General features: G+C 71.2%; 16 protein-coding genes and 1 tRNA gene. 4 read left to right on the forward strand and 13 right to left on the reverse strand.

The annotated features are described in order from the left end of the window. Nucleotides 1-18: 18 nt before the first annotated feature. Nucleotides 19-822: an ABC transporter permease gene (locus OG439_RS35240; protein WP_326944943.1), complete on the reverse strand. Its 804-nt coding sequence runs from the start codon at nt 820-822 to the stop codon at nt 19-21. Continuing rightward, nucleotides 819-1,784 carry an ATP-binding cassette domain-containing protein gene (locus OG439_RS35245; protein ID WP_326944944.1) on the reverse strand — a complete coding sequence of 322 codons (966 nt, stop codon included), beginning with the start codon at nt 1,782-1,784 and terminating at the stop codon, nt 819-821. Before OG439_RS35245 ends, OG439_RS35240 begins: the two co-directional genes overlap by 4 nt. A 65-nt stretch (nt 1,785-1,849) precedes the next feature. On the opposite strand from OG439_RS35245, the gene OG439_RS35250 reads away from it, so the two are divergent. Then, complete coding sequence (locus OG439_RS35250; protein ID WP_326944945.1) at nt 1,850-2,425, forward strand: TetR/AcrR family transcriptional regulator; 576 nt, start codon at nt 1,850-1,852, stop codon at nt 2,423-2,425. Here the strand turns inward: OG439_RS35250 and OG439_RS35255 are convergent. Then, nucleotides 2,416-3,003: a TetR/AcrR family transcriptional regulator gene (locus OG439_RS35255; protein WP_247058822.1), complete on the reverse strand. Its 588-nt coding sequence runs from the start codon at nt 3,001-3,003 to the stop codon at nt 2,416-2,418. The genes OG439_RS35250 and OG439_RS35255 overlap by 10 nt on opposite strands. Before the next feature lie 123 nt (nt 3,004-3,126). Here OG439_RS35255 and OG439_RS35260 point away from each other — a divergent pair, with 123 nt between their 5' ends. Next, nucleotides 3,127-3,582, forward strand: coding sequence for a GreA/GreB family elongation factor (locus tag OG439_RS35260; RefSeq protein ID WP_326944946.1), 456 nt, complete (start codon nt 3,127-3,129; stop codon nt 3,580-3,582). A gap of 551 nt (nt 3,583-4,133) precedes the next feature. On the opposite strand, the gene OG439_RS35265 is transcribed toward OG439_RS35260, so the two are convergent. Then, nucleotides 4,134-4,207: transfer RNA gene (locus tag OG439_RS35265), tRNA-Thr, on the reverse strand. Nucleotides 4,208-4,340: 133 nt separating this feature from the next. Here OG439_RS35265 and OG439_RS35270 point away from each other — a divergent pair. After that, nucleotides 4,341-6,002: a hypothetical protein gene (locus OG439_RS35270; RefSeq protein ID WP_326944948.1), complete on the forward strand. Its 1,662-nt coding sequence runs from the start codon at nt 4,341-4,343 to the stop codon at nt 6,000-6,002. A gap of 69 nt (nt 6,003-6,071) precedes the next feature. Here the strand turns inward: OG439_RS35270 and OG439_RS35275 are convergent, their stop codons facing one another. The 7 genes from OG439_RS35275 to topA all read right to left on the reverse strand — a co-directional run bounded on the left by OG439_RS35275 (nt 6,072) and on the right by topA (nt 15,343). After that, entirely contained in the window at nt 6,072-7,277 is a 1,206-nt protein-coding gene (locus tag OG439_RS35275) for a DNA polymerase III subunit delta' (RefSeq protein ID WP_326944949.1), read from the reverse strand. After that, nucleotides 7,274-9,421, reverse strand: a complete 2,148-nt coding sequence (locus tag OG439_RS35280; RefSeq protein ID WP_326944950.1) for a bifunctional MFS transporter/dTMP kinase — start codon at nt 9,419-9,421, stop codon at nt 7,274-7,276. The genes OG439_RS35275 and OG439_RS35280 overlap by 4 nt, the downstream gene beginning before the upstream one ends. 148 nt (nt 9,422-9,569) lie before the next feature. Then, nucleotides 9,570-10,199: a hypothetical protein gene (locus tag OG439_RS35285; protein WP_326944951.1), complete on the reverse strand. Its 630-nt coding sequence runs from the start codon at nt 10,197-10,199 to the stop codon at nt 9,570-9,572. A gap of 318 nt (nt 10,200-10,517) precedes the next feature. After that, nucleotides 10,518-11,309, reverse strand: coding sequence for a hypothetical protein (locus OG439_RS35290; protein WP_326944952.1), 792 nt, complete (start codon nt 11,307-11,309; stop codon nt 10,518-10,520). Continuing rightward, nucleotides 11,302-11,508: a hypothetical protein gene (locus OG439_RS35295; RefSeq protein ID WP_326944953.1), complete on the reverse strand. Its 207-nt coding sequence runs from the start codon at nt 11,506-11,508 to the stop codon at nt 11,302-11,304. Before OG439_RS35295 ends, OG439_RS35290 begins: the two co-directional genes overlap by 8 nt. After that, on the reverse strand, nt 11,501-12,292 hold the full coding sequence (locus tag OG439_RS35300; protein WP_326944954.1) for an ESX secretion-associated protein EspG: 792 nt from the start codon (nt 12,290-12,292) through the stop codon (nt 11,501-11,503). Before OG439_RS35300 ends, OG439_RS35295 begins: the two co-directional genes overlap by 8 nt. A 159-nt stretch (nt 12,293-12,451) precedes the next feature. After that, the gene (gene topA / locus OG439_RS35305; protein WP_326944955.1) at nt 12,452-15,343 is read right to left on the reverse strand and encodes a type I DNA topoisomerase; all 2,892 of its coding nucleotides are present in this window, start codon (nt 15,341-15,343) and stop codon (nt 12,452-12,454) included. 310 nt (nt 15,344-15,653) lie between these two features. Between topA and OG439_RS35310 the strand changes: the two genes are divergently transcribed. Then, nucleotides 15,654-16,460 carry a S1 family peptidase gene (locus tag OG439_RS35310; RefSeq protein WP_326944956.1) on the forward strand — a complete coding sequence of 269 codons (807 nt, stop codon included), beginning with the start codon at nt 15,654-15,656 and terminating at the stop codon, nt 16,458-16,460. Between the two features lie 18 nt (nt 16,461-16,478). Here the strand turns inward: OG439_RS35310 and OG439_RS35315 are convergent, their stop codons facing one another. Continuing rightward, nucleotides 16,479-17,132 carry a hypothetical protein gene (locus tag OG439_RS35315; protein WP_326944957.1) on the reverse strand — a complete coding sequence of 218 codons (654 nt, stop codon included), beginning with the start codon at nt 17,130-17,132 and terminating at the stop codon, nt 16,479-16,481. Nucleotides 17,133-17,183: 51 nt separating this feature from the next. Next, a complete protein-coding gene (locus OG439_RS35320; RefSeq protein ID WP_326944958.1) occupies nt 17,184-17,774 on the reverse strand; it encodes a hypothetical protein in 591 nt (196 codons plus the stop codon). Between the last annotated feature and the right edge of the window lie 95 nt (nt 17,775-17,869).

Here is a 17,869-nt window from a genome sequence, read left to right on the forward strand (position 1 = left end):
CCTAGACGAGCGGTTTCCTCAGCCCTGCCTGCTGTAGAGCCGGAGCGTCACCGGGCCGGCCACGACGACGAGGACGGCCGTCGCGACGAGGGACCACCCGACACCGGTGCCGCCGGCGTCGTTCATCAGGTCCCGCGCCGCGCTCGCGACGTGGCTCAGCGGGTTGACGTCGACGAAGGCCCGGAGCCAGCCAGGCAACGTCGTGGGCTCGACGAAGATGTTGCTGGCGAACGAAAGCGGGATCAGCACGGCGTTGGCGATGCTGATCACGACGGCCGGATCGCGCACGACCAGGGCGACCGCCGCCCACACCAGCGACAGCGCGAGCCCGAACGCGACGACCAGCGCGACCGCGGCGAGCACGCCCAGCGCGCCGCCGTCCGGGCGGTAGCCCATGACCAGGCCGAGGACGACCACGATGGCGGCGGCGAACACGTACCGGGCCGCGTCGCTGAGCAGGCCACCGAGCACGAAGGCGCCACGCCAGATCGGCAGGCCGCGGAAGCGGTCGAAGGCGCCGCTCCGGACGTCCCGGGCGAGCCGGGCGCCGCCGTACATCGTGACGATGGCGATGCTCATGCTCAGCACGCCGGGCAGGAGAACCTCGAGGTAGTCGCCGGTCGAGCCGCTGAGCGCGCCGCCGAACAGGTAGGTGAACAGCACCGTGAACAGGATCGGCACGGCGGCCGAGTCCACGAGCTGCTTGGGGTCGTGCTTGATCTTGAGCAGGCCGCGCCGGCCGAAGGTGGCTGAGGCCGTGAGAGCGCCGGCGTGGTGGCGGGTGCGGCCCTCGGCGAGCAGGACGTCGATCGGGGTGCTCATGCCGTCAGCTCCCGGTGCTCGGTCAGGGCGAGGAAGGCCTCGTCGAGACTGGGCCGGCCGAGGGAGAACTCCGCGACGCCCACCCCGGCGTCGGCCAGCTGCGTCATGGCGCGCCCGGCCAGCCGGCCCGCGTCCACCCCGGCGTCGAGCGGTATCGACAGCGCGAGCGGGTCGTCGGCGAGCTGGACCGCACCGGCCGCCGCCAGGATCTGCCGGGCCCGCGGCCGCTGCTCGCCGTCGAGCAGCCGGACGTGCAGGGTGCCCGCGCCGACCCGGGACTTGAGCTGGGCGCTGGTGCCCTCGGCCACGATCCGGCCGTGGTCGATGACCGCGATCCGCTCGGCGAGCTGGTCGGCCTCTTCGAGGTACTGGGTGGTGAGCAGCACCGTGGTGCCGGCCGCGGCGATCCGGCGGACGAGCTCCCACACCTGGTTGCGGCTGCGCGGGTCGAGGCCGGTGGTCGGCTCGTCGAGGAACAGCAGGTCGGGCGTCGTGATCAGGCTGGCGCCGATGTCGAGCCGGCGCCGCATGCCGCCCGAGTAGCCGCCCACCGGACGCCCGGCCGAGCGGGTCAGGTCGAACGCGGCGAGCAGGTCGTCGGCGCGTTTCCTGCTGGCCGCGCGGGACAGGCCGTGCAGCCGGCCGAGGAGCAGCAGGTTCTCGGAGCCGGTCAGGTCTTCGTCGAGGGAGGCGAACTGGCCGGTCACCGCCACCCGGGCGCGGATCGCGGCCGTTCCGGTCACGACGTCGTGGCCGAGGACGCGGGTGGCGCCGCCGTCCGGCCTGGTCAGCGTGGCCAGGACGCGGATGGTGGTCGTCTTGCCCGCGCCGTTCGGGCCGAGGAAGCCGAACACCTCGCCGCGCCGGATCGTGAGGTCGATCCCGTCCAGCGCCCGGTGCCCGCCGTAGGCCTTGACCAGGCCGCGTGCTTCGACCGCCGGCGGATCACTGTTCTTTGACATGCCGTAAGAGTTAGCTATCTCTGACAAGTTGTCAAGGTTATGACCGGGCTCCTACGATGCTCGGAATGGTCACCACGCAGCCACGCCGTCGCCGCGCCGACGCCCAGCGCAGCATCGACGCCATCCTCACGGCGGCCAGGGGCGTGCTCGGCGAACAGCCGGACGCGGGCATGGAGGACATCGCGGCCGCGGCCGGCGTCACCCGCCAGACCGTCTACGCGCACTTCCCGTCACGCGACGCCCTGCTCGCCGCCTTGGTCGAGGTGGCGGCCGCCGAATACGTCGCGCTGCTCGACGACGCCGGCCTCGACACGGCCCCGCCCGCCGACGCGCTGGCCGCGTTCCTCGGGGCGGGCTGGCGGTTCCTGGACCGCTTCCCGCTGTTGCTGAGCCCCGCCGCCGGACTCCCCCGGCCCGGCAACGACCCGCACGACGTCGTGCCGCCGCGGCTCGAGCGGCTCATCGTGCGAGGCCAGGACACGGGCGAGTTCGACGCGGCACTGCCCGCGGCGTGGCTCGCCGCGGCGATCCTCGGGCTCCTGCACACGGCCGCCGCGAAAGTCACGGCCGGGCGCGTCACCGCCGACGAGGCCGAGAGGTTGTGCCTGGAGAGCGCGCTACGGCTCTGCCGTCAGCCGTAGTTGGCGAAGCAGAGCGCTTCGATGTCGGCGCGCAGGGTCGCGAACGACCGCGGCCGCACCCGCTGCTGGACGACCGTGCCCAGCAGGTACGAGAGCAGCGCGCGGGCCCGGGCGCGCGGGTCGTCGACGTCCAGGGGCGCCAGCAGCTCGGCGAGGAGCTCGGTGAGCGACGTGAGCATCACGTCGATGGCCTGCGGGTGCTGCGCCCGGCCAGCGGCGATCCAGTACTCGAACCAGAGGAACGCGGCGTTCGGGTTCGCGGCGAACACGCTCAGGTACTCCTCGACCACCGCGAACAGCCGCTTGCGCGGGTCGGCGTGCTTCGCGCCGACGTCGCGCAGGCCCGCGGCGAACGCGGTGATGTGCGCGGCCATGGCCCGGTCGATGAGGACGTCGATGTCGGCGAAGTAGTAGTGGATCGCGCTCTTGGTGAGCGGTCCGGCGTCCGCGATGGCGCGGACGGTGCAGCCCGCGAGGCCGTCGCGGGCCAGCACGACGCGGGCGGCCTCGACGATCTGTTCCTGCTTGGCCAGCTGGTTGGGAGAGAGCCGGTCACTGCGACCGGGGACGGCGCTCACGGTGATTCTCGTTACCTTCTTCCTGGACGACGGCCCCAAATCCTAGGGCAGACGTCCTGCGGGTGGCCGCCGGGTGAAAAACCGGATTGGCCACCCCGGTCCGCGCGGCGGACAATGCGCGGCATGGTGATCTCAGGGGACAAGGGGCTCAGCCCGGCTGCGCGCAGCCAGCTGGAGAAGGAAATCGCGAACCTGCGCACGCAACGCGAAGCTCTCGCACCGCAACCCGGCGAGCAGGAGCGAACGGGCGACGCGGCGGACCAGGCGGACGTGATCGACCGAGCGGAAGCCGCGGCGCGGCTCGACCGCCAGATCGCGGACCTGGCCGCGAAGATGGAACACGGCGGCTACGGCAACGCCCAGCTCCCGGACGGCACAACGGTCACCCTCCGCTTCTCGGACGGCGACGAAGAGACGTTCCAAGTGGTGACGGTCCCGGGCGAAGACTCCGACGCGATCACCTCGGACAGCCCCCTGGGCCTGGCCCTGGTCGGCCGCAAAGCGGGCGACGAGATCACCTACCGCACCCCCCGAGGCGACGCCAAGGCCAGCGTGGTCAAGGTAGCCCCACCGAAGTAACCCCCTGCTCACCTCGAAGGCCCCCACCCACAAGGCGGGGGCCTTCGCTTGCTTCAAACCCAAACTTGACCCATAGGGGTGGTTCCCCGGAAGAATCTCGCCAAGCCGCGCCCACCCACGAAGGCGCCCACGGCAAGGGGGGCCGGGGGCGAAGCCCTCCGGACGGGGTGTGGGGCGGAGCCCCACAAAACACGCGAGACAAGCCAAAAGGCCCGCGCTCTGTGCGAGCACGGGCCTTCCAGGTCTTGTCGAGCCGCCGTATCGCGAGGCGCGAGCGCCGCGCCGCCGAAACCGCTCCTAGAACCCTCGCCGAGCGGCCGCCTTTCCGTGACGGATCACTCCGGCACGTTCTGGAGGTCTTCGCGGCTGAGCAAAGAAGCGGCGCAGCTAAGCCACTTCCCGCAGATCTCGCGGCTACCCGGTTTCCCCGCGACGGGTGAACCTGCGGAACTTTCTTCGCCCACCGACGAGCCTTCGTTGTCACTCACTTAGACACTCACCAGACGAGTCAGGCCCCATCCGAAGACTCTCGGATGGGGCCTGACCTGCGGAGCCGCCTAGGGGAATCGAACCCCTGACCTATTCATTACGAGTGAATCGCTCTGGCCGACTGAGCTAAGGCGGCATGTCTCCGGCTCGCGCTGGCGACGGGAACCAGTGTAGCGGAGGCTGTGAGCGTCACTTTCCCGGGGCACCGTCGTTAGGGCCCTATGACGTCGATCTCACACCAGGATCGACCTACCTGGAGGCACTGGCACATGCGGCGAAGACTGCCCCGTTCGGCGGCCCTGCCGGCGGCCGCGGCGTTGCTCCTGCTCAGCGCGGCGCCGGCGATGGCCGACCCGACTTATCCGACCACGCCGATCCCGCAGCCGGCGAGTTCCGGGCAGGCGCCCATCTCGGCGCCGATCGGGCCGCAGCCGCTGGGGCAGGCCGTCGGGGATGCCGGGACCGCGCTCGGCATCGTGCGGTTGCTGCCCAACGCCGTGCCGACCAGCACGATTCTGCCCGGCTTCGGGGCGACGCTGCCCAAGCAGTCGGCGCTCGAGGCCGGGATGGGCCTGTCCAGCGCGTCCGCGAACTCCGACGCCTACCTGAGCTACGAGAAGGCCGTCGCGCAGGCGTCGCCGCTCGGGCTGTCGGTGGGCGGGAACGCGCCGCAGACGCCGGGCAGCGTGGTGCAGACCGCGTTGCCGGACAACCCGCAGCCGATCACCGGCGGGCTCAATGCGCCGTCCAACCCGCTGCTGAACGTCGGGGTGCTGAACGGCTCCGCGCACGCGCGCTGGAGCCCGACGCTCGGCCCGTGCGTCGACACCATCGCCGACGCCAGCACGTCCGTCGCGAGCCTGTCGCTGCTGAACGTCATCCCGTCGCTGCCGAACCTCGGCCTCGACAAACTGGCGCTCGACCCGTCGACGCTCGCGAAGGGCTTCGACCTGACCAAGGGCCTGCAGAGCCTCGGCGGCCTGCTGCAGGGCGGCGGGCAGACCGCGGCCAGCGGCACCGGTTCGCTGCTGAGCCTGCCGAACGCGCTGTCGTCGCGCTCGCAGGTGAAGCTCGTCGACATCCCCGGCTCGAAGAACAAGGCCGTGCAGTCGACGTCGACGCTGCAGGGCGCGGACATCGAGATCCTCAAGGGCACGCCGCTGGCGCTGAGCATCAAGGTGGCCAGCCAGCCGACGCTGAAGGTGACCTCCACCGGCGACGCGAAGACGTCCAAAGTGGAGTACACCGCGCCGGTGCTGACCATCGAGGCAGGCGGCAAGGTGCTCTACACGCTGGACGCCGCGCACCCGACCAAGGACATCCCGATCGGGCTGCCGCTGGCCGGGCTGAGCGACCAGTTCGGGCAGCTCAACGACATCCCGGTGGTCGGTGGCCTGGTTTCGACGCTCACCAAGGGCATCCAGCAGGTCGGCAACACCGCGGGCACCGTGCTCGACCTGGGCGTGCTGCGGCTGAGCATCGCCGGGCTCGACCAGAAGAGCGCGGCGATGACGACGCCGTTCAAGGGCTTCCAGCTCGGCGCTTCGGCGCGGATGTTCGACCTGCAGCTGCTGCCCACGACGAAGCTGAAGAGCCTGCTGCCCGGCGACGCGGCGAGCAACCTGCCGTCCTCGCTGGCGCAGCTGTCGATCGGCGAGCAGATCGCGCGGGCCTACGCGCCGACCGACGGCGTGGTCTGCGGGAGCACGACGACACCGCCGCCCGCGGGCGGCGAAGCGCCCAAGGGCCCGGTGAAGAACCTCGCCTACACCGGCGGCGCGTACGACACGGTGCCGCTGTTCTGGTCGGGCACCGCAATGCTCCTGCTCGGTGTGGTCATGGTGGCCGCGATGCCGGGCTCGCGACGTCGTCCGCTGCCGATCTTGGCCGAGGAGAAGCCGTTCAAGCCGTCACCGCGGCCGCGCGAGTGACCTGAGTCCGCCCCGGGGACAGTGAAGAACCCCGTCAGGAGCCCGGCTCCTGACGGGGTTTCTTTGTGCTCAGCCCTGGCGAAGCGTGGTGACCATCGCCTCGACGGCGATGCGCGGCTTCACGTTCAGGTCGATCGCCTCGCGGCATTCCAGCACCGCTTCGAGACGACGCAGCGCCGACTCCGGGGTCCACGCGGTCGCGGCTTCGGCGATCTGGTCGAAGTGGTCGGGGTGGTTGAGCGTCGCGCCGGAGCGGGTCGTCGTCACCAGGACGTCGCGGTAGAAGCCCGCGAGGTCGATCAGCGCCAGGTCCAGCGTGTCGCGCTGGGTGCGGGTGGCGCGGGACTTCTGCTTCTTCTCCAGCTGCTTCACCGCGGCTTCCGCGGCCCGCTTGGCCCCGGCGACGCCCTTGCCGACGCCGTCGCCGCCCATCGCCGTGCGCAGCTCGTTGCGCTCGTCCTCGTCGCGGCCCTTGCTCGCCTCGCCCGCGTCGGCCTCCGCCGCGCTGATCAGCTGGTCGGCGCAGGTGAAGACGTCGCTGGGACGGCGCAGACCGAGCGGGATCCGCAGGACCGTGGCGCGACGCTGGCGCGCGGCCTCGTCGGTGGCGAGCCGGCGCGCGCGGCCGACGTGCCCGCCGCAGACCGCGGCGGCCCACTGCGCCTGCTCCGGGTCGACGTGGTCCCGGCGCACGAGCACGTCGGCGATCGCCTCCGGCGGCGGCGTCCGCAGGTTGACCAGGCGGCAGCGCGAACGGATCGTCACGGAGACGTCCTCGGGGTGGTCCGAGGGCGCGCAGAGCAGGAACACCGTGCGGTCCGGCGGTTCTTCGACGGCCTTCAGCAGCGCGTTCGACGCGCCTTCGGTGAGCCTGTCGGCGTCTTCGATGATCACGACCTGCCAGCTGCCGGTGGTCGGGCGCCGCGCCGCGGCCTGGACCAGCGCGCGCATCTCGGCGACCGAGATCGACAGGCCTTCCGGCACTACGAGCCGGACGTCGGCGTGGGTGCCCGCCATCGTCGTGTGGCAGCCGGGGCAGGCGTCACAACCGGTGCCGGTGCTGCACTGCAGGCCCGCGGCGAACGTCCGGGCGGCCACCGAGCGGCCGGACCCGGCCGGGCCGGTGATCAGCCAGGCGTGCGTCATCGCGCCGGGCGGCGCGGGCTCCCCGGCGACGATCTTCGCCGCGGCGGACGCGGCCGCCGTCAGGGTTTCGACCGCGGGTTCCTGGCCGACCAGCTGGTTCCAGACGCCGATGCGTTCGGTCGTCGTCACTTCGCCTCCACGCGAGACGCGTCCGCGGTCTCGACGGGCCGGGTCTCCTCGGCCGACGGCTCGTCGACGTCGAGTGGCAGGGTCACCGGCTTGTCCGGTGTGGACGCAGCCGGGGCCAACGCCGAAAGGCGGCCGACGAACACGGCGCGCAGAGCGGTCCGGATCCGCGCGGCGACCTCGGTGTCGGTGCCGTCGGCGTCGATCACGACGTAGCGGTCCGGGTCCGCGGCGGCCATCTCGACGAGCAGGTGCTGGACGCGCCACTGGTCGTTCATCGTGGCCGCCCGGTCGCGCGGCGCCCCGGGCGGAGCGGCGTCGAGCAGGACGGTCAAGTCCGGCCGCAGCCGTCCGGTCGCCCAGTCGGCGAGGCCTTCGAGCTCGTCGCTGTCGAGGCCCGCGACGGCGGACAGGTGCGCCAGCGGCGAGTCGACGAACCGCTCCATCACCACGACCGAACCGGCGTCGAGCGCCGGCTGGACGTGCCGCTCGACGATGTCGGCCCGCACCGCGGCAGCGGCCAGCGCCTGGGCCCGCGCGCCGGTCAGTGACGCGCCGGAAACCAGTGCTGTCAACCGTTTGTCGTCGAGCGCCGGGTCGGCGGCGACCACGACCGGCCGGGTCCCGCCGCGCATCCAGTCGGCGAGATTGACGGCCTGGATCGCGGTGTTGATCGCGGTGGTGCCCTCGACGGCGATGAGGAAGCCGTTGACGCGCCGCGGTGTGCGGCGCAGCGCGTTGCGCAGGTCGGACAGGATCGGCTCGGTGCGCTTGTCGTCCATCTGCCGGTAGGCGAAGAAGCCGGCGATCAGGGCGAGCGCGGCGCCGACGAGCATGATCGGCCGGGTGCCGTCGATCGTGACCGGGCTGCCCCAGACGTTGATGGTGCGCGTCGCCACGACACCGACCAGGACCGGGACGGTGACCGTGGTGCCGAACAGCACGAGCTTCATCATCAGCTGGTAGATCGCGTTGATCCGGCCGCGGATGGCGTCTTCGACGCGGGAGCCGATGATCGTGACGCCGGTGAGGAACGCCGTCCCGGCCCAGAACCCCACCAGGACCACGGTGACCAGCGAAACCGACAGGTGCGGCGACAACGCGACCAGCGCGAGCGAGAGCCCGGCCGCGATGATCGAGACGCCGAACAGCCGGTCGTGCGGGAGCCGCCGGGAGAGCTTGGGCGCGAAGGCCATGCCGGAGGCGAGGCCGAGGAAGATGGCCAGCACCAGGAGGCTGAACGCCGAGTCACCGGCCAGCAGGCTCGAGGAGTACGGCTTGGCCGAGCCGATCACGGCGCCACCGGCGGCGAACGCGCCGAACGCGCCGACCAGCAGCCCGCGCACGAGCGGCGTGCTGCGGACGAACCGGAAGCCGTCGGCGATCATCCGGCCGATGCCGAGCTTCTCCTCGTCGGCCAGGTCGGCCTTCTTCTCGGGCGACTCGTGGACGTTGCGCAGCGAAAGCTCGGGGATCCGGGTGGCGATGAGGATCGCGCTGGCCAGGTAGAGCAGAGCGGTGATGATGACGACCAGCTTCGCGATGCGGAGGCTGGTGTCTTCGCCGGGAACGTGCAGGAAGTTCGTGTTGATGCCGGTGAGGATCGCGTTCGCGCCGGCGGCGGTGATGACGGCGAGGCCGTAGGTCATCACCATGCCGAGCTGGTTGGCCGTCTCGACCTGGTCGGGGCGGCGAAGCAGGTTCGGGACCGCCGCCTCTTTCGAGGGGATCCACATGCTCGCCGCGCTGCCGACCAGGAAGTTGCCGACCAGCAGCCACCACGGCGCGCTGACGAAGGCGATGGACAGCAGGAACCCGCAGCGCAGGAGGTCGGCGACCACCATCACCTTGCGGCGGTCGAACCGGTCCGCGAGCAGGCCGCCGACCGGGGCGAACAGCAGCCCCGGCGCCAGTCCGGTCAGCACGACGCCGACGAAGGCGAAGTTCTGCGCGAAGTAGTTGTTCGTCAGCTTCGTGGCCAGGCCGGTGAGGGCCAGGATGTTCAGCCAGTCGGCCACGCTGCACAGATACGTGACGCCCCAGAGACGCCGGAACGGTTTGATCGCCAGCACCCGCCGGACCCGGCTGATCGTGGACGCCTCGGCGCCCGACGACCCGCCCGGGCCGGACCCGGGTACCGATCGCACGCCCTCGCTGATACGCCCACCCCACTAGTCACCGCGGTGCCGGACACCCTCGTGAGTTAGCCCGACCGTGTAGCCAGGGTAGCCCGATCGGCCTCTGGCACGCGGACGACCCCGAGGTCCCAGTGGGGTGGGGATCAGCTGGTGAACGTCAGTCGAACAACCCCGTCACGCTGCTGACCAGGCTCGAGACCATCTCGATGGCGACGACCCCGAATACGATCAGCAGCACCACCGCGAGTATCACGCCCGAGGCGCTCGACGACGGCCTGCCGATCGCCGGCATCGACACCGCGGGCAGTTTCGGCAGCTTGCGCCGCTTGACGGGCACGACCTCGAGGTCGTCGTCGAAGTCGTCCTCGGCGGGCGGTGGCAGCTGCCGGACGGGCCGGAGCATCTGCGGTGCCCGCTTCGGCCAGGTCCGTTGCCGGTTGCGTTGCCGTGGCAACACCCCGAGCGGCGGCGTCACGTCCTCGCCGAGCGTGCCCGTGGTGCCGGCGGGTGGGATCGCTTCCGGGGCACGGGCCCCGGGCACGCCGTCTTCGCGGAGCGTTTCCTCCACCATCCGGCGTACGACCTCCTCGTCGTGCTGCACGGGCCCGGCGACCGAGATGGCGGCGGGCTCGTGGCCGTTCGGCATCGCGGTGCGGGGCTCGGGGTCCGTGGTGACCAGTCCGGAGACCGGGTCCGCGAACGTCTCGCCTGGTGTTTCGGACAGTGTGCCGTCGCGCTGAGTGAGCTCGGGGGCACTGAAGAAGGGAGCCTCACCGTTCGCGCTCATGGTGACCACCTCACTACTGAATGTCCTCGCCTTTCCAGGGTAGCGACCAAGGCGGATAACGCATCCGCCCAATGGCTCTGTCTCCACGGGAGGGTTCGTCACGCAGCGCAAGCCCACGCCCGAACCCCCAGCAGTGTCCAATCCGCCGAGGCTCCGGTCGACCGCCAATGGTGACAGATCGTAGTGAAGCCCATCACAGTCGCCGACAGCGACCGCCCGTAACCGGTCATACCCAGGGTGTCAGGATGACCAGTTTCGCGCGTGGCGATCGAGCCCGGATGGAGCAGCCCTGGCGCCGTCGGCGTCGTCGTCAACAGGTCAGGAGACCTCCTCCTGCCCGAGGTCGATCATCTTCCGGCACCAGTCGCGGAGCATTTCGCGGCTGAACGGGCTCAGCACCAGCTGGCGCCGGCCGTCACCGCGGTCCAGGGCCGCCAGCGCGAAGCGGCCGAGGTCCGTGTCGACCAGGACGAAGCCGTGGTCGGGGAACTCCGCGCACAGCCCGCCGAACGCGAGCATGTCCAGGACCGCCGTGCCCGAGCGAGGCCGGGCCAGGACGTCGCGCATCGCGCCGACGTCGTCGTCCTGGCCGTCGTGGACCAGGCCGTCGTCGTCCACCGTGACCCAGATCGCGCGGCGCGGGCTGCCGAACGGCGCCTCCGGCAGCTCCGCCACCAGCATCTCGGGGAGCTCCTCGAAGTCGGCCAGGTGGATCGCCGTGCGGCCGGGCAGCGAGCCCATCATGAAGGCCCGCTCGCCGTCGGCGTAGCACCGGATGTCCGCGGTCTCCGGTCCCTCGTCGAACACGCCGCACAGCGCCGCGCGGACGGAACCGCGCAGCATCAGCGACACGACCTCGAAGCCGACGTCGTTGAGCTCGCCGTCTTCGCCGAACGGCGTGCCGTCGATCCAGGCGGCCCACGCCACGTGCCGCTCGACCTCCTCGGCCAGGTCCGCCGGGTCGTCGGAGACCGGGCCGTGCACGAGGATGTCGTGGTCGCTGACGTCCGGGTTGTAGAGCCGGTCCACGGGCTCGCGGTCCGGCATCGCCGCCAGCACCGGCCCGGCCGCCAGCTCCAGCAGCTCGCGCGCCGCCGTCCGCTCAGGCATGGCGTCGCACCTCGCCCTCCACGTCGCTCCGCTCGACCGGCGGCCCGCCAGAGCCCTCGCCCGAACCGGAGCCGGGGTCGACCGGCGGCTCACCGGCGGCGGCCGCGCCCCGCCACTCCGGCACACCGCTGTTCTCCTCGACCGCGGCGAGGATCGCGTCGCGCACCGTGAGGTCTCTCCGGGCAGCCGGCTCAGGCATGGCTCTGCACCGCCTCGACGATCCACTGCTCGGCCGTGCTCCGCGAGGCCGGACCCCACGTGACCGTCCAGCGCCCGGTCCGGCCCACGGCCGCGCTGAACTGGTAGCGGCCGAGGTCGTTGTCGACCAGGCCGAACGCGCCGTGCGGGTACTCGGCCAGTATCGAGTCGCGCACCGCGAGGTCGACCAGCACCGTGCCCAGCCGCGGCCGCGCCGCGCACTCCCGGATCAGCTCGACGGCCTCCTCGCACCGCCGCGGGATCAGGCCGCCCTCGTCGGTCTCGATGCGCACCTGCCGGCCCGGGCCCGGCGGCCGGTCCGGCAGGCCGTCGAACACCCAGCCCGGCAGCTCGCTGAGGAACCCGGACCGCAGCCGCGCGCGGTTGCCCAGCTTGTGCAGCACCGTGGTGTAGTCCTCGTCGCCGAAGAACCGGACCTCCCACGGCTCGCGCCGGGCCGGGAAGACGCCGGTGACGACGCCGCGGATGAAGCCGCCGCGCAACGCCCGGTACAGCCCGACGGCCTCCGCCGTGACCTCGCCGCCCGGCGCCAGGCCGATCGCGGCCATCCCGGCGACGAACCGGGTGTACTGCTCGACCTCGTCGGCCAGGGTCCGCGGCCGGCTCGCCCGGCGCGAGAACCGGGGCTCGGTGTCCGCGAGCACCGGCGGGATCTCGAACTCGGGGTCGTAGAACTCCATCACGGAGGGCCGCTCGGGGACCTCGGCCGAGAGCGGGGCGATGACCTCGTCGATGACGTCGAAGACCGCGACTGAGTTGTTCACCCCTGAATTGAACACCCTGGCACCGACAATTTCTCGCACATACGTTCGAACAGGCGAGATGAGTCGCCGAACGGTCGGCGCATGGTCCGAAACGCCGTGAAGGCCTCCTTACCGGCCATAAGAGCCGGTAAGGAGGCCTTCACGGACTTCCCGGGAGCGCTACTTGGCCTTGGTGGCCGTGGTGCGCTTCGGGGCGGTCTTCGTCGCGGTGGACTTCGTGGCCGCAGCCTTGGCGGTCTTGCTCGTGCCCGCCTTGACCGTCTTCGCCGTCGTCGAAGCGGGTTTGCGCGCCGGCGCCTTCCGCTTCGGCGCCGGGCCCTTGGCCCGCTTCTCCGCCAGCAGCTCGGACGCGCGTTCGGTGGTGAGCTCCTCGATCTCGTCACCCTTGCGCAGCGTCGCGTTGTACTCGCCGTCGGTCACGTACGGGCCGAACCGGCCGTCCTTGACCACCATCGGCTTCTTCGACACCGGGTCCTCGCCGAGCTCCTTGAGCGGCGGCTTCGCCGTGGCCGACCGGCCGCGCTGCTTCGGCTCCGCGTAGATCTTCAGCGCCTCTTCGACGGTGATCGAGAACAGCTGGTCCTCGGTCGCGAGCGAACGCGAGTCCGTGCCCTTCTTCAGGTACGGCCCGTAGCGCCCGTTCTGCGCCGTGATCTCGTCGCCGGACTCCGGGTCCTTGCCGACCACGCGCGGCAGCGAAAGCAGCTTCAGCGCGTCTTCGAGCGTCACCGACTCGATGTCCATCGACTTGAACAGCGAACCGGTGCGCGGCTTCGGCTGCTTCGCCTTCGCGGCCTTCTTCTGCGCGGCCGTCGCGGTCTCGGGCAGCGGCTCGGCCTCCGGCAGGACCTCGGTCACGTACGGCCCGAAGCGGCCTTCCTTCGCGACGATGTCGTGCCCGCTCACCGGGTCGGCGCCCAGCGTGCGGCCCTCCTGCGGGGTCGCGAACAGCTTCTCCGCCAGCTCCAGGGACAGCTCGTCCGGCGGCAGGTCTTCGGGCAGGTTCGCGCGCTGCGAGTTCCCGTCGACCTCGCGCTCCAGGTACGGCCCGTAGCGGCCGACGCGGACGACGACCTTGTGGCCTTCGGAGTCGTTGAACAGCGGGATCGAGTTGATCTCCCGCGCGTCGATGTCCTCGACACTGCCCTCGACCAGCTTCTTCAGCCCGCCGAGGCGGCCGATCGAGCCGTCGACGCCCATGTCGCCGCCGAAGTAGAACTTCGACAGCCACTGCCCGCGCTGCTCGTCGCCGTTGGCGATGCGGTCGAGCTCGTCCTCCATGCCGGCGGTGAAGTCGTAGTCGACCAGCCGCTCGAAGTGCCGTTCCATCAGGCCGATCACGGCGAACGCGACCCACGACGGAACGAGCGCGGAGCCCTTTTTCCAGACGTAGCCGCGGTCCTGGATGGTCTTGATGATCGACGCGTACGTCGACGGGCGGCCGATGCCCAGCTCTTCCAGCTTGCTGACCAGGCTCGGCTCGGAGTACCGGGCCGGCGGCGACGTCGTGTGCCCGTCCGGGCTCAGCTCGGTCGCGGTGAGGTCCTGGTCCTTCTCGAGCACCGGCAGGCGGCTCTGCTTGTCGTCGGCGTCGCCACCGGTCTCGGTGTCGACCGCTTCGACGTACGCCTTCAGGAAGCCCGCGAAGGTGATCGTGCGGCCCGAAGCCGCGAAGGTGCACTCCTCGCCCGACGTCGCGTTGCCGACGATGCGCACCGACATCGTGGTGCCCTTGGCGTCGGTCATCTGCGAGGCGATCGTGCGCTGCCAGATCATCTCGTAGAGGCGGTACTCGTCGGTGTCCAGCTCGCTCGCGACCTGGCCCGGCGTGCGGAAGACCTCGCCCGACGGCCGGATCGCCTCGTGCGCTTCCTGCGCGTTCTTCACCTTGCGGGTGTACTGGCGCGGCGACGGCGAGACGTACTCCTTGCCGTACAGCTGCGTGGCCTGGCTGCGCGCCGCCGAGATCGCCGACTCCGACAGGGTCGTCGAGTCGGTACGCATGTAAGTGATGTAACCGTTCTCGTACAGCTTCTGCGCGATCCGCATGGTGCGCTCGGAGGTGAACCGCATCTTGCGGCCCGCCTCCTGCTGCAGCGTCGAGGTCATGAACGGCGCGTACGGCTTACGCGTGTACGGCTTCTCTTCGACGCTCGAGACCTTGAAGTCACGCTGCTTCAGCGCGTCGGCCAGGCGCCGCGCGTCAGCCTCGGCCAGCACGCGGATCTCGTTGTTCGAGGCCTTGAGCTGCCCGTCCGAGCCGAAGTCGCGGCCGGTGGCCAGGCGCGCGCCGTCCACGGCGACCAAGCGAGCCGGGAAGTTCCGCGGCGACGCCTCTTCACCCGCGTCCATCGTCGCCGAGATGTCCCAGTAGGACGCCGAGGTGAAGCGCATCCGCTCGCGTTCGCGCTCGACCACGATCCGGGTCGCCACCGACTGCACGCGGCCCGCCGAAAGCTTCGGCATGACCTTCTTCCACAGCACCGGCGAGACCTCGTAGCCGTAGAGGCGGTCGAGGATGCGGCGGGTCTCCTGGGCGTCGACGAGGTCGACGTCCAGCTCACGGGTCGAGTCGGCGGCCGCGAGGATCGCCTGCTCGGTGACCTCGTGGAAGACCATCCGGCGGACCGGGACCTTCGGCTTCAGCGTCTCGAGCAGGTGCCACGCGATGGCTTCGCCCTCGCGGTCGGGGTCCGTCGCGAGGTAGAGCTCGTCGACGTCCTTCAGCAGCCCCTTGAGCTCGGTGACCTTGGACTTCTTGTCCGGGGTGACCACGTAGAGGGCCTTGAAGTCGTTGTCGACGTCGACACCGAGCCGGGCCCACGACTCGCCCTTGTACTGGGCGGGGACGTCGGCGGCGCCGCGCGGCAGGTCGCGGATGTGCCCGACGGAGGACTCGACGACGTAACCGCCGCCGAGGTAGGGGGCGATCTTGCGGGCCTTGGTCGGTGACTCGACGATCACGAGCCGCCGGTGCCCGGCGCCGTTGTCCGCCCCGGCTCCGTTCTTCTTGGTCCCTGCTCCTGCCACGCTGTCCTGCTCTCCGCTCATCTCGTCCCGCCGCCGCGGGACTGCACCACGTCCGGACCCCTGACGGAGGGCCCGAGCCCGCGTCTCGGCCTGTCAGTGTGCACGCTCTCCCAGCCCGGACGGCGTGGAGGTGGCCCAACACGCCGCTGGGCCCGTGTCCACCGCATCGCCGCTGACCTCGGCGATGTTTCCTCTCTACACCGGGCACGTGATTTCGGCCACGTGCCGCGCAGCCTAGCGCGTGACCGTCCGGATACCCTCCGTTCGACGGTGGTGGGCGCGTGGAGGTGACCGCTTCACTGGATTCCCCGTCCAGCCGAAAGGAACCGCCATGACCCGACGCCTGCTCGGCGCCCTGCTCACCGCCGTGACCGCCACCGTATTACTGGGAGTCACTCCGGCGAACGCGGCGGCGGCGAACTTCGCCGGCACCGTGGCGCTGTCCAACTGCTCGGGCTCCGTGGTCAAGCCGGCCGCGACGCCGGACACCGCGCCCGCCCTCGTCATGTCCAACGGCCACTGCCTCGAAAGCGGCTTCCCCGGCCCCGGCCAGGTGATCACGAACCAGACCTCGACCCGGACGTTCACGCTGCTCACGGCCAGCGGGAGCAACAAGGCCACGCTCCGGGCGAAGAAGATCATCTACGGCACGATGACCGACACCGACGTGTCGCTCTACCAGCTCACCACCACCTACGCGCAGATCAAGTCGAACTACGGGATCTCGCCGCTCGAGCTGTCGAACGCGCACCCGACCGCCGGCTCCGCGATCGACGTCGTCTCCGGCTACTGGAAGCGCGTCTACTCCTGCAACATCGACGGGTTCGTCTACCGGCTCAAGGAGGGCAGCTGGACCTGGAAGGACTCGATCCGCTACACCTCCGCGTGCCAGACCATCGGCGGGACCTCGGGCTCGCCGATCATCTCCGGCGGCAAGGTCGTCGGCGTCAACAACACCGGCAACGAAGACGGCCAGCGCTGCACGGAGAACAACCCGTGCGAGGTCGACCAGGCCGGCAACGTCACCGTGCACCACCTGACGAACTACGGCGAAGAGACCTACGGCATCCCGGCCTGCCTCACCGCGGCCAACGAGATCGCGCTCACCCAGGCCGGCTGCACGCTGCCCCGGCCCTGACGCGGCGACCGCACCCGGTCAGGCCGTGCTCGTCACGGCCTCCGGGTGCGGTTCCACCTCCACCGGCACCGCCCCGGGCCACGCCGCTTCGGCACCCGGCGGCGGCTCGCCGATCAGCTCCAGCAGCGCCTCCAACCGGCGTTTCCCGGTGACCTTCACGGCCGGGACCTCGGCTTTCGGGCCGGTCAGCTTGGCCAGGACGCCCAGCGGCGTCAGCGCGTCCACCAGCCGCTCGTGCATGCCGGGCGCCAGCGGGTCGACGGCCAGCAGGTAGCCCTGCGTGCCGGGCCGGCCGCCGGCCAGCGCCCACATCCGCAGCATCGCCCCGCTCAGCCGGAAGCCGTCCGGCACCGCCTTGCCCGAGTCGTCCTCGACCGGGCCGGCGCAGCCCGTGCGCAGCCATTTCACCGCCATCGGGAGCAGGTCCACCCGGAACGACGTCCGGACCTGCGGGTTGCCGCAGTCGGCCTTGGAGACCTGGGCGTCCGCGCCGCGCTGCCGCAGCTCACGCGCGAGGATGTGCGCCCGCCACGGCTCCTCGACGACCACCGAAAGCCGCGCGGCGGTGCGCCCGAACCCGGTGATCTGACCGTGGCAGCACAAGAGCCCGGCCAGGTCGCCCAGGCCGGGCCCGCTGGCCTCCGCGGAGAAGAGCGAGATCGTCCGATCCACCGCGCCATACTAGAACACAAGTTCGATTCGTGGCGAGGGTCACGGGATCTTTCAGCGTGGCGGCGCGTCGAGCTGACGGCAGCCGGGGGCCCGCTGCTGCGCCGCCTCCAGGGCCGGGACGTCCTTCAGGCCCTTGAGGTAGTCGAGCGCGTCGATGCGGTCCAGCGTGGCCCTGGCCTCGCCGAGGGCCTCCTTGGTCGCCGCCGCGTCGCCGCGGACCGCGTCGATGCGCTGACGCGCGTTCTCGGCCTGCGTGCGGATCTCGGTGAACTGCCCGATGACGTCCTCGCGGCCGCCGTCCGCGGCGGGCACGGGTGGTGCGCCGAGCGCGGTCAGCCCGGCCAGGCTCCGGTCGAGCCCGCCGACCACCGACGAGAGCAGCTCGCTCGACGTCCGGGACGCCTGCTGCGGCGTGCTCGGATCGACCGTCGGGAGCGAAGCCAGAGTGCGGACCAGGCCGCCCACCGCGCCGCAGTAGGCGTCCGCCCATCTCGCCGCGGGATCGGCCTGCGGCACCACGGTCGTCACCGACAGACCCTGGTCCCGCGCCGGCGGCTGCGTGGCGGCTTGCTGCCCGCAGCCGGCGAGGCCGATCGTGATCGTCGTGGTCAGAGCGGCTAAGACGGTTGACCGCGGCCGCACCTGCACACCTCCTGCTCGACGACGTCCCGGAGAGCCCGACGGTACCGACTCGATGCCGCTTCGCAACTCGCCGTCCCGGCGTGGGATGCCCCGGC

This window comes from Amycolatopsis sp. NBC_01307 (genome assembly GCF_035975215.1).
Lineage (GTDB): Bacteria > Actinomycetota > Actinomycetes > Mycobacteriales > Pseudonocardiaceae > Amycolatopsis.